Annotated in this window: 12 protein-coding genes and 1 riboswitch; of the genes, 1 reads left to right on the top strand and 11 read right to left on the bottom strand. The window is 36.2% G+C overall.

Going from position 1 to position 14,192, the window contains the following annotated elements:
* Positions 1-221: 221 nt before the first annotated feature.
* From BEN26_RS13210 to BEN26_RS13160, 11 genes are all read right to left on the bottom strand, one after another.
* Positions 222-1,523 (bottom strand): NCS2 family permease, encoded by a 1,302-nt coding sequence (locus BEN26_RS13210; protein ID WP_084818850.1) that lies wholly within the window; start codon positions 1,521-1,523, stop codon positions 222-224.
* A 177-nt stretch (positions 1,524-1,700) separates the two neighbouring features.
* Positions 1,701-1,802, bottom strand: a riboswitch (purine riboswitch).
* A gap of 107 nt (positions 1,803-1,909) precedes the next feature.
* Positions 1,910-3,448, bottom strand: a complete 1,539-nt coding sequence (gene guaA / locus BEN26_RS13205) for a glutamine-hydrolyzing GMP synthase (RefSeq protein WP_069799925.1) — start codon at positions 3,446-3,448, stop codon at positions 1,910-1,912.
* Between the two features lie 365 nt (positions 3,449-3,813).
* Entirely contained in the window at positions 3,814-4,032 is a 219-nt protein-coding gene (locus BEN26_RS13200) for a MoaD/ThiS family protein (RefSeq protein ID WP_069799923.1), read from the bottom strand.
* Complete coding sequence (locus BEN26_RS13195) at positions 4,022-5,728, bottom strand: aldehyde ferredoxin oxidoreductase C-terminal domain-containing protein (RefSeq protein WP_220126441.1); 1,707 nt, start codon at positions 5,726-5,728, stop codon at positions 4,022-4,024. The genes BEN26_RS13200 and BEN26_RS13195 overlap by 11 nt, the downstream gene beginning before the upstream one ends.
* 91 nt (positions 5,729-5,819) lie before the next feature.
* Positions 5,820-6,992 carry an iron-containing alcohol dehydrogenase gene (locus BEN26_RS13190; RefSeq protein WP_069799919.1) on the bottom strand — a complete coding sequence of 391 codons (1,173 nt, stop codon included), beginning with the start codon at positions 6,990-6,992 and terminating at the stop codon, positions 5,820-5,822.
* Positions 6,993-7,025: 33 nt separating this feature from the next.
* Entirely contained in the window at positions 7,026-7,739 is a 714-nt protein-coding gene (locus BEN26_RS13185; RefSeq protein WP_181482301.1) for an ABC transporter ATP-binding protein, read from the bottom strand.
* A complete protein-coding gene (locus BEN26_RS13180) occupies positions 7,732-8,454 on the bottom strand; it encodes an ABC transporter ATP-binding protein (RefSeq protein ID WP_069799917.1) in 723 nt (240 codons plus the stop codon). Before BEN26_RS13180 ends, BEN26_RS13185 begins: the two co-directional genes overlap by 8 nt.
* On the bottom strand, positions 8,441-9,472 hold the full coding sequence (locus BEN26_RS13175) for a branched-chain amino acid ABC transporter permease (protein ID WP_069799915.1): 1,032 nt from the start codon (positions 9,470-9,472) through the stop codon (positions 8,441-8,443). Before BEN26_RS13175 ends, BEN26_RS13180 begins: the two co-directional genes overlap by 14 nt.
* Before the next feature lie 61 nt (positions 9,473-9,533).
* Complete coding sequence (locus tag BEN26_RS13170; RefSeq protein WP_069799913.1) at positions 9,534-10,409, bottom strand: branched-chain amino acid ABC transporter permease; 876 nt, start codon at positions 10,407-10,409, stop codon at positions 9,534-9,536.
* Positions 10,410-10,500: 91 nt separating this feature from the next.
* Positions 10,501-11,766 carry an ABC transporter substrate-binding protein gene (locus tag BEN26_RS13165; protein ID WP_069799911.1) on the bottom strand — a complete coding sequence of 422 codons (1,266 nt, stop codon included), beginning with the start codon at positions 11,764-11,766 and terminating at the stop codon, positions 10,501-10,503.
* A 532-nt stretch (positions 11,767-12,298) separates the two neighbouring features.
* On the bottom strand, positions 12,299-13,303 hold the full coding sequence (locus BEN26_RS13160) for a LacI family DNA-binding transcriptional regulator (protein ID WP_069799909.1): 1,005 nt from the start codon (positions 13,301-13,303) through the stop codon (positions 12,299-12,301).
* Between the two features lie 415 nt (positions 13,304-13,718).
* On the opposite strand from BEN26_RS13160, the gene BEN26_RS13155 reads away from it, so the two are divergent.
* Positions 13,719-13,856: a molybdenum cofactor biosynthesis protein MoaE gene (locus BEN26_RS13155; protein WP_181482300.1), complete on the top strand. Its 138-nt coding sequence runs from the start codon at positions 13,719-13,721 to the stop codon at positions 13,854-13,856.
* Positions 13,857-14,192: the final 336 nt, after the last annotated feature.

Raw genomic sequence — 14,192 nt, 5'->3', positions numbered from 1 at the left:
CTTTGCCGCCGGCTTCCTTCAGATTCCACCTCACGATGGACACCCTTGCCTTAGGCTAATGGTTGGTTGCTACATACCCCCATAACGGACTTTCACCGTCTAGTTAATCGCCATGCGTGGCGCACTAAAAAATAGAGATTATTAGTTTCGACAACCAATAACCTCTATATAGTCAATCAATTTTAATATTTTGATCATAAAAAGAACTACTATTTCATTTCTTATAGGAAGATAAATCTTAATACGAATAATGCTCCTAAAACATACATGATTGGATGAACTTCTTTGGCTTTACCAGCAAATACTTTCACTAATGGATAAACGACAAATCCAAGGCTAATTCCAGTTGCGATACTAAAAGTTAAAGGCATCATTAACATAGTAAAGAAAGCAGGAACAGCTTCATCAAGTCCTTTCCAGTCAATTTCCTTCAAGCTAGACACCATTAATATTCCCACGATAATTAACGCAGGAGATGTAATTGCTGCAACACTCGCAACAGCTTGAATCAATGGATAAAAGAAAAGTGCAACTAAAAACATGATTGATGTAAAAATTGCGGTTAAACCAGTACGACCACCAGCTGCAACACCTGCTGATGACTCAATGTATGAGGTTACAGTAGATGTACCAAACATTGCACCTACCATCGTAGCAATCGAGTCAGCTGTGAGTGCACGGCTTGCTTTAGGTAATTTATTATCTTTCATGAGTCCTGCTTGATTGGCCACGCCAACTAATGTCCCTGCAGTATCAAAGAAATCTACAAACAAGAAGGAAAAGATAATCGTTAATAATCCCATGTTTAAAGCACCTTTAAAATCAAGATGCATAAAAGTAGGTTCAATACTAGGTGGTGCAGCAAAAACACCTGTAGGAGTTTGAACGATACCAAATAACCAACCAGCAATAGCGGTTAAAATCATACCATAAAAAATTCCGCCTTTTACTTTTTTAACCAAGAAAAATAAGGTAACGATGATTCCAAAAAAAGTAAGTAATATATCCGGTCTACCAAGCTCTGTAGAAAGTTTTACAAATGTTCCTTCCGGATCTGCAGCAATGATACCCGCATTTTTTAATCCAATAAAAGCGATGAACAACCCAATACCAGCTGATACAGCGTGTTTTAAACCAGATGGGATTGCATTGATAATGGCTTCTCTAATTTTTGTAAGAGTTAAAATAAAGAAAATAGCACCTGAAATAAAGACGGCTGCTAAAGCAGTTTGCCATGGTACTTTCATCCCTAATACAACCGTAAATGTAAAATATGCATTTAAACCCATCCCTGGAGCTAAAGCGATTGGGTAGTTAGCTAATAGTCCCATTAATAAACTACCAATTGCAGCTGATACAGCAGTAGCAACAAACACAGCTCCCATATCCATTCCACCTAATTGTCCAAGGAAAAATGGATTAACAATTAAAATATAAGCCATTGTTAGAAAGGTAGTGATTCCAGCTAATAACTCTGTACGAACCGTGGTATTTCTTTCACTTAAACCAAAAAAACGATCGATGCCAGAGACTAGCTCTGAATTATTTTTTTGGGATAGTTTTGCTGTTTGTTCCATCAATTTCTCCTCCTCATTTACTATTTGTTTAAAAATGAAAAAACCTAGATAGAAGATCTCTACCTAGGCATAGAAGGGTCTAAACAGTTCAAATCTTAAGCGCAATAAAAATCATAAGATTTGTAACAGGTCTGATCCCTTCGTAGTCAAGCAATTTACGGTCGCTCGGTAGAGACATCTGAGCCTTATCCTCAGACATATACGAAGAACAGATATGATTGAATTATATGTTGTTCTTTCAATAGTAAGTGTACCAAGAGCTTGTTTGATTGTCAAGATAAAAAACGAACATTTTTTTATAAAAAGTATAAATTGTTCGTAAAATAACTCAATTATTCCCATTCGATCGTTGAAGGTGGTTTTGAGGTGATATCTAAAACAATACGATTGACTCCATCTACTTCATTAACGATTCGATTAGATATTTTCTCTAGAACTTCAAAAGGGATTCTTGCCCAATCAGCAGTCATCCCATCGATGGAGGTGACAGCACGTATACCTACGGTGTAGGCGTAGGTTCTTACATCCCCCATCACACCAACACTTTTTATATCAGGTAATACAGTGAAATACTGCCATATTTCACGATCTAAATGAGCTGCTTTTATTTCATCCCGCAAGATTTGGTCTGAATCCCGCACAATCTGCAGCTTTTCCTCAGTTACTTCCCCTAATACTCGAATCGCTAAACCAGGCCCTGGGAAGGGTTGGCGCCACACAATTTCATCAGGTATTCCTAATTCGGTTCCAACTTTTCTAACCTCATCTTTGAATAATGTATTTAATGGCTCAATTAACTCAAAACGAATGTCTTCAGGCAATCCACCTACATTATGATGGGACTTAATCGTTTGCGCAGTTTTTGTTCCACTTTCAATGATATCAGTATATAGAGTCCCTTGGGCTAAGAAATCAAATTTTCCCAGTTTGTTTGACTCTTCTTCAAATACTCGAATGAATTCATTCCCAATGATTTTACGTTTTTGTTCAGGGTTACTGATACCTTGTAACTTAGTAAGGAAACGATCTTTTGCATCGATTTTAATCACATTCATATTAAATTTCTCACCAAAGACTTCCATGACACTTTCTGCTTCCCCTTTCCGAAGCAGTCCATGATCTACAAACATACAAGTTAATTGATCTCCGATAGCTCGGTGAATAAGGACAGCTACGACAGAAGAATCTACCCCGCCACTTAAGGCACATAATACTTTTTTATCTCCAACAATTTCTCTAATTTCATGAAGTTTGTCTTCAATAAAAGTTTCCATTGACCAATTCTTTTCTACTTTACATACATCAAACAGAAAATTCTTTAACATATCCATTCCATAAAGCGAATGCTGTACTTCTGGGTGAAATTGTACTGCATAATAATGCTTTTCTGGATGACTCATTGCAGCAATAGGAGCATGTTCAGTACTTGCATCAACTTGGAATCCTTTTGGCGGCTCAATAACTAAATCTGAATGGCTCATCCAAACTTGTTGGGTTTTATCTAATTCCTTATATAACAAAGAATCTGTCTTAATTTGAATATTTGCTTTTCCATATTCACGAACATTAGCTCGTTCAACTTTCCCCTCTAATTGGTGGGTCATTAATTGCATTCCATAGCAAATTCCTAAAATCGGGATCCCTAGTTGATATATTTTGGGATCAACGATAGGTGCATTTTCTACATAGACACTTGCAGGTCCACCTGAGAAAATAATTCCTTTAGGGTTCATAGATTTAATTTGATCTGCTGGTGTATCAAAAGGAATTAGTTCGCTATACACCCCTAAATCTCTTACTCTTCGCGCAATCAGTTGATTATATTGGCCACCAAAGTCTAAAACAATAATCATATCATTTGGCTTTTCCATATAGGACCTCCATTAAATAAATAAATTATCTCTTAGCCTATACAAAAATAACTAGGATGGGTTGTCCATCCTAGCACTAGTCGTCTTATATTGTGCCTATTCTAACAAAATTAGAATAAAGGCGTCAAGCTTGGATTTTTGTTATTAATTTCCTCCAGATCGTCCGAATTGCCATACTCCTGCAATAGATGAACGACTAAATCTAACCTGTTCAAATACCTCTGTGGCTTCTTCCCAATCTTTGCTATCCATTTCTTTACTTTCTAAACCTATTCGTAACAGATTCTAGTTCCCCTTCCAATAGGAATAAAAAACCGTTGAAGAATCAGCGGTTTTTATTGATTATAAGAATTTTGATTTGTTTTTTATCCACCTGCAAGCGGAATTAGCAATTGAATTCTATCATTTTCTTTTAATTTTTCTTGACCGGTGCTAATCTTACCGTTTAATACAACCAAAGCATCTTCATCCCATTTAATACCTAAGGATTCTAAAAAAGCTTTAACTGTGGTTTTCTCTACTACTCGATGTTCTCCATTTAATTGCTGTAAATAAGGAATATTTGAGATAATCTTAACGACCATTCCCTTCGACTCCTATTAATTCTAACTCTTCTTGAGGCACATCGAATACTGTTTTGCTTGCTTCATTCATTTCTGTATAGAAGTACTCTGGTAATCGATCGTGAGCTTTGGTGAATCCTGCCCTTCTGTTGAATTGATGCTCAAGCTTTAATGTCTCTAAGGCTGTTTCTTTTAAGTATTCAGCTGTAACCTTCTGCCCGATATAAGCAGAAATTAAATCTGCAATTAGATCAAAGCGGCCTTGAATTGCTCCTCCACTGAAGTAGCACATTCCTAAGGAATCAAAGATTGTAACTGTTTCCTGGGCGTCCTTTGATGCTTTTACTTGACCTTCTGCAGAATGATGGTCAATTTGTGCCCTTATTGTTTGCCCTGCTGTATGGTCAGCACCCATTGGTGATGTTGCATATGTGACACCAAGTCCTTTGATTGCTCTTGGGTCATAGGCTGGCATTGATTGCCCTTTTACTGTTGGAACTCTGTATGCTCCGTACAATTTACCGACTATCTCTGCTCCCCCGCCAATGATTCTCCCTAAAGGACTTCCTGCTTTAATTTCTTTTACTGCGTTTAGTGCTCCTTCTACGTCACCAAAGGATAGTACTCCCTGTGACATTAGTACGCCTATTGCTGCTCCTGTTTCGATGGTATCCACTCCGTATTCGTTACATAATCTGTTTAGTTCTGCTATTGCATCGAGGTCTCCTATACCAAGGTTTGATCCTAATAAACCGATATTCTCGTATTCTAGTGGTGATGTTACCAGTTTACCTGCTTTGTTTACATAGACGTTGGAACAGCGAATTATACAACCCGGCATACAGGCATGTGTCGGATTTCCTTCGCCGCCACGCTCTAGTATTGTTTCTCTTAGTTTTTCTCCTGTTATGTTTTCATAGAGTTCAAATGAACCTGTTGAGAAATTCCTTGTCGGCAGGGCTCCCAAGGCGTTTGTTGTTTTTACCAGTCCTGCTGTTCCAAGCTCTGGGAATACTTTTGCTGTTCCCGGTGTCTCCATTAACCATTTATGATAAGTCTTCATTGCTTCTCTGAATTTTTCTCTGTCCTTTGGTTTGTTCTTTTCAACTCCGGCATCATCTAATACTATTGCTTTTATCCCCTTTGAACCTGCAACTGCTCCAAGCCCTCCCCGGCCATTAAATCTGGTTGGTAAGCCTTCTTTATCCTGACCTGCTATGGCAGCAAGGTTCATTTTCTGTTCTCCTGCTACTCCAATTAACCAGACGGCAATATGTTTTCCGTATCTATCTCTCAACCAATCGGCTGCTTCACTTAATTCTTTGCCTAAAATGGGTGTTGCATCATCAAAGGTGATGCTCTCTTTAGAGATATGAATAATTTTAAAATCGTCACGAACTCCTTCAAAGATCAGACTACTGATTCCCAATTTTCCAAGTTTTAGACCGGAAATACCTCCTGCATTACTTTCTTTGATGCCTCCAGTTAGCGGGCTTTTGGCACCTATCGAATAGCGGTCTGCACTGGATGCTCCAGAACCTGTTAAAACTCCGTTAGCAAAGACTAATTTGTTAAATGGTCCCAGCGGGTGACATGTAGGAGGGACTTCGTCATGTATTACTTTTGATGTTAAGGCTCTTCCTCCTAATCCGTCGTATTTTAAAGATTGGTCTTCGCTTACGGTTAAATCTTTCATATTAATACGTATTATTTTCACTCTTTTATCCCTCCCTAGATTTTTATGAAATTCTAAATATAAGATTATCATTTTTTTAGAAGAGATGTTATAATTTTCTGAAAAAATTTTATTATAACAGATTTAATTTCCCATTATAAGCTGCTGTATAAACCTTTCTTATATCATCAATTGTGAAAGGTTTTGGGCTTCTAGCTAGTAAACGCTTTTGTTTTAACGCATCCTGCGATAATTTTTCAATATACTCTTCTTTTATATCAAATTCCTGCAAATTAGTTGGTATTCCTACATCCTTAACAATATCATACAACGCTTTAACCGCAGCAATTGCAGCTTCACGGTTAGATAAACCTGCTCTATTTACTCCTAATGCATCTGCCATGAGCACCATTTTTTCTATGCATGATGGCCAGACAAAATCAAATACATAGGGTAATAGTACAGCATTAGAATCCCCATGGGATAGTTTAAATAGTCCGCCTAACGGATAAGCTAATGCATGGACACCTGATACTCCGGCATTATAAAAGCTTAAGCCTGCGATTAAGCTTCCCCAGGATAATTCACTGCGTGCTTTTACATTAGAGCCATGCCATACACCTGTACGGATATTTTGACTAATACGTCTAATAGCATCCAATGCTAAAGCATCTGTTAAAGGTGAAGCGTTAACAGAAATAAGAGCTTCTACAGCATGGGTTAAAGCATCAACTCCTGTAGCCGCTGTAATTCTAGGTGGAAGTGTGTATGTTAATTCTGGATCAACAATCGCGACATCAGCCAGCAAATAGTTATTTGTAATTACATCTTTTGAAGACTCTAAAGAAAATACAGCAATATCAGTTACTTCTGATCCAGTTCCCGATGTAGTTGGAATTAATATTTTTGGAAGACCTTTATTACTTAATTTTTTCGTTCCCGTTAAGTTTAGGTAATCTGCTACTGTACCTTCGTGTTTGCTTAAAACAGCTACAGCCTTGGTAATATCTAAAGAACTTCCTCCCCCAATTCCGATTACCATATCAGCATCACTATTTTTTAAAGCACTAACTGCTTGGTCTGCTATATGTACTGGAGGTTCTGGTATTATCTCACTGTACAAATCATAAGTAATGCCTGCACCTACTAATACATCTTCAACTTTTTTAACTATTCCCACCTGGATCACACCCGGGTCTGCAAAAATCATTACTTTCTTTGCATTAAATCTATTTATTTGTTCTGGAAGTTTGGCTAAGCTTCCGGCACCGGATATAATTGTTAAAGGAGAAACAAAATTATACATAAGAAACACTCCTACCTTTCGTTCTAATGGTTTCTACATACCCAAAAACGCTTTTTTAATATGTTCATCATTTAATAAATCCTGACCTCGACCTTCCATAACTATATGTCCGTTTTCTAAAACATAACTTCGATCTACAATTTTTAAAGTCTGTTTTACGTTCTGTTCGCTGAGTATTATAGTTATACCTTTTTCATTAATGTCTTTTATTAATTTAAATAAGGTTTTTACTAACAGCGGAGATAATCCTAAAGAAGGTTCGTCAAGCAGCAGTAATTTAGGTTTTGCCATTAAAGCACGACCAATGGCTACCATTTGTTGTTCTCCGCCACTTAGTGTTTTTGCTTCCTGTTTTCTTCTTTCTTTTAATCTTGGCAGTAATTCATAGACCTCAGTTAATGTCTGCTCTCTTTCCTTTCTTGCCCTTGGATTAAATGAGCCTAAAATCAAATTTTCCTCAACGGTCATTGCCGGAAAAAGTCTTCTACCTTCAGGAACTTGTACAATCCCTAACTTAACCCTTTCATAATCAGGTACATTGGTCACTTCTTGACCCTCAAAAGTAACAGCACCTGAAGTTTTCCCTTTAATTCCTGATATTACGTTAATTAAAGTACTTTTACCTGCACCATTGGAACCTAAAATGCTGACAATTTCACCAGGTTTTATGTCTAATGATATATCTTTTAAAGCTGTCATTCCATCGTAATGAACATCCAAATTATTAACAGTTAACAAACTACTCATCTTCATCAGCCCCCAAATAAGCTGTTATTACTTCAGGATTTTTTGTTACTTCTTCGGGAGTTCCTTCTGCAATAGGAATGCCGTAAGAGATAACGACAACTCTTTCACACAAAGCCATTACCGCCTGCATAACATGCTCTATCATCAAAATGGTAACGCCATTATCGCGGATTTTTTCGATAAGTTTGGTAGCCTCATCAACTTCACTTGGTGTGAGTCCGGCAAGCACCTCATCAAGAAGTAATAAATCAGGATTAGTAGCCATTGCTTTGGCAATTTCCAAACGTTTCAAATCAACAATAGTCAGATTTTTCGCTAATACATCCTTTTTGTGGTATAAACCAACCAATTTTAATACTTCTTCTGCCCGTTGTATTGCTTCTTTACGATTATTTGTTATATTAAATGCTCCAACTGTCACATTATAAAGGACAGTTTCTGATTTAAAAGGCTTCACGATCTGAAAAGTACGACCAATTCCTTTTTTGCTTAAAACATGCGGAGGTAAGCCGGTTATATCTTCGCCCTTGTAGAAAATTGAACCTGAATCAGGTTTAATATAGCCTGATATTTGATTAAAAAGTGAAGATTTTCCTGCGCCGTTAGGACCGATAATACCAAAAATTTGTCCTTTATTGATATGCATTGTTAGATCTTTTGTAACAGTGAGACCGCCGAAGTTCTTATTTAAGTTAGAGATTTTAAGTAGTTCCATCGGTTTTCCTCCTTCGTGAAAAAGGAATGTAATCCATTAAATTAAGCTTTTTTCCTGTTGAAGATTTTGCAAACTTATCACGAATGGCCACAAATACTCCTTTAGGATAATACAAGATAACCAAAATTACTGCTAAACCGTAAATAATTAGATGTAATCCTGGGATTATATCGCTAAAACTAGCACGCAAATATTCACCAAGAGCCACTAATAGGAATGCGCCAAATGTTGGTCCATAAACCGTTGACATGCCTCCTATGATTGCCAAAAAGACCATTTGGGCTGATAAATCAAAACCGGCAATACTGTGTGGTTCCAAATATCTGACTAATTGAGCAAAAAAGCTGCCCCCGATTGCTGTAAAGAAGGCACTAAGACCTGCAGCATATAACTTAACATTTCTTGTATTTATTCCTAAAGCCTTGGCTGCTTCTTCATCTTCACGTATGGCTGTTAGATAATAGCCTAATTTAGAATTTTCAATCCACCAGATAATTGTACTGATTGCAATTAAAAAGAAAAGGATAATGTAATAGTATGGAACTTTAGATAGGAACTGGAAATCAACAAACGCCGCATCCATCTTTAAAGGAACAGCAATTCCTTCTGCACCTCCGAAATTAATTCCTTTTACAGTATGAACGCTTTCCAAAAGCCTTCTGAATCCTTCAGCAAATGCTAAAGTAGCAAGTGAATAATAGGCTCCCTTTAAACGGAATGACGGTATCCCTATCAAAACAGCAATCAATGCAGCAAAAATCCCGCCAACAATCAATCCTATCCATGGGGTTAAATTAAGGTAAGTATAGAAAAGTGTTGATGTATATGCTCCTATCGCTAAAAATGAGGCATGACCCAAGGATAATTGTCCGGCATAACCGCCTACTATGTTCCATGCCGAAGCCAAGTAAGCAAATAGCAAAATCATGATAAAACTATGCAGAGTATATGGGTTTGTTATAAAAAGAGGAATTACTAACAAAATTCCCAAAACCAGCAGAGTTAGTGCTTTTTTCATTCTTTCAACTCCCATCCAGTATCTTTTAGTGAGTAATTATCTATGTCAAATATTACACTAATTAACTGTCATACTTGAAACCAAAGATACCTGACGGGCGAATAAACAGAAAAATTAAAAAGAAAGCAAACACAATTACCTGTGCCATCGTATTTGAAACATATAAGGTAGAAACAGATTGCACAACCCCGATAATTAACCCACCTATTATAGCACCAGGTATACTTCCCATCCCTCCAAGTACAACAACAACGAAAGCCAAAGTACCAAAAACTTTATTTATCAGAATTGGGTGCAGTGAATAAAAAGGTAATATGGCAACCCCTGCAACTCCAAGTAAAACCATTCCCACTCCAAAGGCGATACTAAATATCTTCTTAGAATTAATTCCCATTAATTTAGCCGCATTTCGATCTTGACCTAATGCCCGAATAGCCCGCCCTATCTCTGTCTTCATCAGAAACCAATAAAAAAGTCCGGAAGAGATAAATGCCAGGAAAAATGCATATAATCGATCCATTGGAATAATAACGTCAGCAAATTCTAACGAAGCTCCAAAACTAACTTTTATAGTTTTATAATCTGTTCCGCCGATTGAAAGCATTAAATTTTCTAATAAAATCATTAGTCCAGCTGTTAATAGCAGTGCAGAAACCGGTTCTCGTACATCTGCTTCTTTAGCTAAGACAGGAGCTATCAAATAATGGTTGATTAAAAAACCAAGTATAAATATAACAGGTGCTACAATAATTAGCGATATATAAGGATGAAGCCCGAGAATGGTAACACTGAAGTATGATATATACATTGATATCATTAATAAAGCACCATGTGCAAAATTAATAACTCTCATGATACCAAAAATCAGCGTTAATCCCAGGGCTATTAATCCATACACAGAGCCCATTAATAAACCTTGTACAATTGCTGTAAGCATGGATATACCCCCAAATTTAGCAAGTTTAGTTTTTATTAAAGTGATAGCAACCCAAATGGGTTGGGTTGCTATCTTATTAATTTGTTTTCAATTACTTATTAAAGATAATTTCGTAAGTTGTTCCATCTGCTTTCTTTCTTGCTGCATCTTGAGGCCAAACTGTCACACGCTCAACCTTTCCATCTACTTCTTGGAATTGAACCATAACTAGGGCTGGGTCTGGAAGGGTTTGAGTTTCATCAAAATGGATATGTTTTGTATACATTTGAACTGGTCCTTCTGTCATGTCTGTTGCAGCAAAAGCATCTCTTAATTTCTCTGAATCAGTTGAACCTGCTCTTTCAAGAGCATCTGCAATTACATACATCGCAGTGTATGCTTTAACAGCTTCACCATTCATTGGATAGCCATATCTCTTAACAAACTTATCATTAATTTCTTTTGAAAATGGACGGCTTACATCTTGTTCCCAAGCAGAAATATCAAAGAATCCAAGTGTGGCTTTACCCGTGTTACGAATATACTCTGGGTCTGCATAACCACCGCTGGTACCTATAAATAATTTTGGTTGAACCTTTTGTTCATGGAAACCATTAGCTAATAATGTAGCGTCACTTACATAGGAAACTAGAAGAACAACATCAGGATTTGCATTTTTAACTTTAGTAACAACAGGGGTTAAATCAGCTGCTGACTTATCATATGGTTCATCGATTACAATTTCAAATCCAGCACCAGGCAATTGATTCTTCCACTCTTTAGCAACACCTTGACCCCATGCTGTGTTTTCATATACTAAAGCTGCAGTTTTCAAATCAACACCATATTCTTGCTTAATATACTGCATGAACTGAATTTGCGATGCTACACGCATAGCAGATGTGTCAGCCATACGGAAAACATATTTAAATCCTCGTTGAGTAATCACTGGATCCGATGGTACTGGTGCTAACCAGACCATTTTGTAACGCTCTGCCACTTCTGAAGCTGGTAGAGTTACACCACTTTGATATGAACCATTTAACATAACAACTTTTTCTTGAGTAATTAGACGTTCAGCTTCACTAACACCAACCTGAGGTTTACCCTCTGAATCACCAAATACTAATTCCAATTTTGCTCCACCTAAAGCTTTGATACCACCGGCTGCATTTATTTCTTCTACAGCCATTTCACGTGCTTCTTTACCTAATTTACCTAAGGGAGCTGCATCCCCTGTTAAAGGTAAGATTGTTCCAATTTTTATTGTTTTTGGAGCATCAGATGATGTACTTGTTGTAACTTCTTTTTTTCCACAGCCTGTTAGTCCGATCGATAGGATTAACACAGTAATTAACATTAATCTAAAAAATTTCATTTTTTACTCCCCCCACCTACTTTACTAATTTGCGTAACTAAGTCAAACCTGTACAGCATTCTTTTAATTAAGAAAATTTTTATGTATACAGCACCCCCTTAATAAAATCAGCAGCCAACCCTATTCAGGCTGCAATAGCTTTATAGTATTTAGATACACATTCATACCTGATAAAGTAGATTATTTCAAAAACTTTACGAAAAAGTTAATAAATATATTAATTTTAAGTAGTTAATAGATAATTCTGAATACGTATTCATGAACATTTGTAAAAAAGATATTTTGCTTAAAATTTACTGCTATTATTTGAATACGTATTCAAATAGTAAGAAACAGCTAAACGCTGTATATTTTTCATTTTAATTGCGTTTAATTTCAATATAATTTAATTAAAAACCCCTTTTTGAATACGTATGCATTTTTAGAACAAAATTGCTAGTGCAACTTTGTTCTAAAGTGAGAGGTAAAACTCGTTGAAACTGGCGAAGTAGCCGACTTCAGTTATCACAGATTAAGAAAACGATAATTTTTTTCAAGTAATTCTAGCAGTTGTTCTACGAACAATTAGCTTTGGATCAAGTGTAATTTGCATCGGAAGAGATTCCTTTTCTTTAGATTCAACAAGTTTTATCAATTGTCTAATTGCAATCTCTCCCATATTCTTGTTTGATGTAACTCCTACTGAAGTAAGCTGCATTGATTGGTGTGAGGATATTTGAATATTATCGATTCCACAGATACTTAAGTCTTCCGGGATTTTAAAACCTGAACGTATAAGATGATTGATACTGAAGATAGCTAAAGAGTCCGTTGATGCTAAAATAGCAGTAGGACGATTAAACTCAATAGCCATTAATTCATCGATAGCTTTAATTACATCTTCTTCGCTGGTATCAGTTACTTTTATCAAATTAGAATCTACTAAAATGTCATTTTTCTTAAGTGTATCAATATAACCATTTTGTCTCCCTAGAAAAGTAGATGTATATACAGGGCCACCTATATAAGCAATTTTTTTATGTCCATGTGAGACCAAATGTTGGGTAGCGATAGTTGCTGCTTTGTAATTATCTATCTCAACAAAATTGCCACCCTGGCGATGTCTGCGGTTAAACATAACAAAAGGAATACCCAATTGTTCCAATTCATAATAGACCGGATCATCAATAAAGATAGATGATAGAATGATCCCATCAACCTTATGACTAAATACCGTTTGATAAATATGCATGTTGTTTCCTTGATTTTCAAAATAAACCAAAGTATTGTACCCTTTTTCGGAAGCCTTATTTACTATTGTTGTAGTAGTTTCTACAAAAAAGGGATTATGTAGGTGTCCTGATATTAATGCTAAGGTATTGGTTTTATTTTTAACTAGACTCCTTGCAATGTTATTTGGTCTAAAATTCAGTTCTTTCATTGCCTTCATTACTTTTTGAACAGTCTCTTTTCGTACATTATTGGAACCGTTAATGACTCTTGAGACTGTTGATTGCGATACACCTGCTAATTTTGCTACATCTTTTGAAGAAGCCAACTTAGATCACCTTTTTTGAATACGTATTCAAATTTCATTTAAAAAATATTATGAATAAGTATCTATCCTTGAATACGTATTCATAAGAATTTATCTAAATATTATATTATTCTGAAAATAAAATCAAGTTTAAATTTTTATAATTTATTTTATAATCTAATTATTTAAAATAATCATAGGGCTGTTTTAATATAATCATTTCCTCAAACTTATTGAAAATAAATAGAGGCTTACGGATGAAACATGTTAAAAAGTGATTTTTTGCTTGCTAACTGATAAAATAGAAGCGAAAATTTATGCTTTAATGGTTCGAATTTTAGAAAGAATACATACCATAAAAGACCTGATACGTCAATTAAAAAACGATCCCATCATACCTCGAATATGAGTCCTACCTGGTAATGGCTCTAAAAAAATGCAGGAAATTGCAGAGGAAATAAAAGAAAAGTGGCCCGAGTCAAAGATTCCGATGTCACATCGTGTAGGTAAATTAGCCATTGAACGTTTAAAACAAATTGTACCAGTATGGAAAAAAGAGATTTGGGAAGGCTGAAAAGAATGAGTCGGACATCAGGAAGGACCTTGGAAATAAGAAAAACCGGGCGTATCCCGGTCCTTTTTATATATTTCAAACGGAATGAAATTGTAGCATGTGGATTAAAATTCATTCTTGCACCAAATGTATGTAACTCTGCTATGATGCCTGGAGTAACCTTTAGTTTTTTCTGAAACCATTCTTGTACTATTCTTACTGCACCATCCAGTGAACTACCCGCCACCTACGCTTCGCTTAGAGGTGGGGGCTTCTAAGGTAATCGCACCTAACGGTACGAAATTTACTTAGCTATCGAGCCTGTTCCATGCTCTATTTATGATTATACTAACAGTC

Origin of the sequence: Tepidibacillus sp. HK-1 (genome assembly GCF_001748485.2) — a bacterium.
Classification (GTDB): domain Bacteria; phylum Bacillota; class Bacilli; order Tepidibacillales; family Tepidibacillaceae; genus Tepidibacillus_B; species Tepidibacillus_B infernus.
The sequence above is the reverse complement of the archived record's forward strand: the minus strand, read 5'-3'. Positions and strand labels throughout refer to the sequence as shown.

Excerpts from the sequence above, each read along its gene's own strand:
- BEN26_RS13165 (WP_069799911.1), bottom strand. The coding sequence starts at position 11,766 with ATGAAATTTTTTAGATTAATGTTAATTACTGTGTTAATCCTATCGATC.
- BEN26_RS13170 (WP_069799913.1), bottom strand. The coding sequence starts at position 10,409 with ATGCTTACAGCAATTGTACAAGGTTTATTAATGGGCTCTGTGTATGGA.
- BEN26_RS13180 (WP_069799917.1), bottom strand. The coding sequence starts at position 8,454 with ATGGAACTACTTAAAATCTCTAACTTAAATAAGAACTTCGGCGGTCTC.
- BEN26_RS13155 (WP_181482300.1), top strand. The coding sequence starts at position 13,719 with ATGCAGGAAATTGCAGAGGAAATAAAAGAAAAGTGGCCCGAGTCAAAG.
- BEN26_RS13190 (WP_069799919.1), bottom strand. The coding sequence starts at position 6,992 with ATGTATAATTTTGTTTCTCCTTTAACAATTATATCCGGTGCCGGAAGC.
- BEN26_RS13200 (WP_069799923.1), bottom strand. The coding sequence starts at position 4,032 with ATGGTCGTTAAGATTATCTCAAATATTCCTTATTTACAGCAATTAAAT.
- BEN26_RS13175 (WP_069799915.1), bottom strand. The coding sequence starts at position 9,472 with ATGAAAAAAGCACTAACTCTGCTGGTTTTGGGAATTTTGTTAGTAATT.
- BEN26_RS13185 (WP_181482301.1), bottom strand. The coding sequence starts at position 7,739 with ATGAGTAGTTTGTTAACTGTTAATAATTTGGATGTTCATTACGATGGA.
- guaA (WP_069799925.1), bottom strand. The coding sequence starts at position 3,448 with ATGGAAAAGCCAAATGATATGATTATTGTTTTAGACTTTGGTGGCCAA.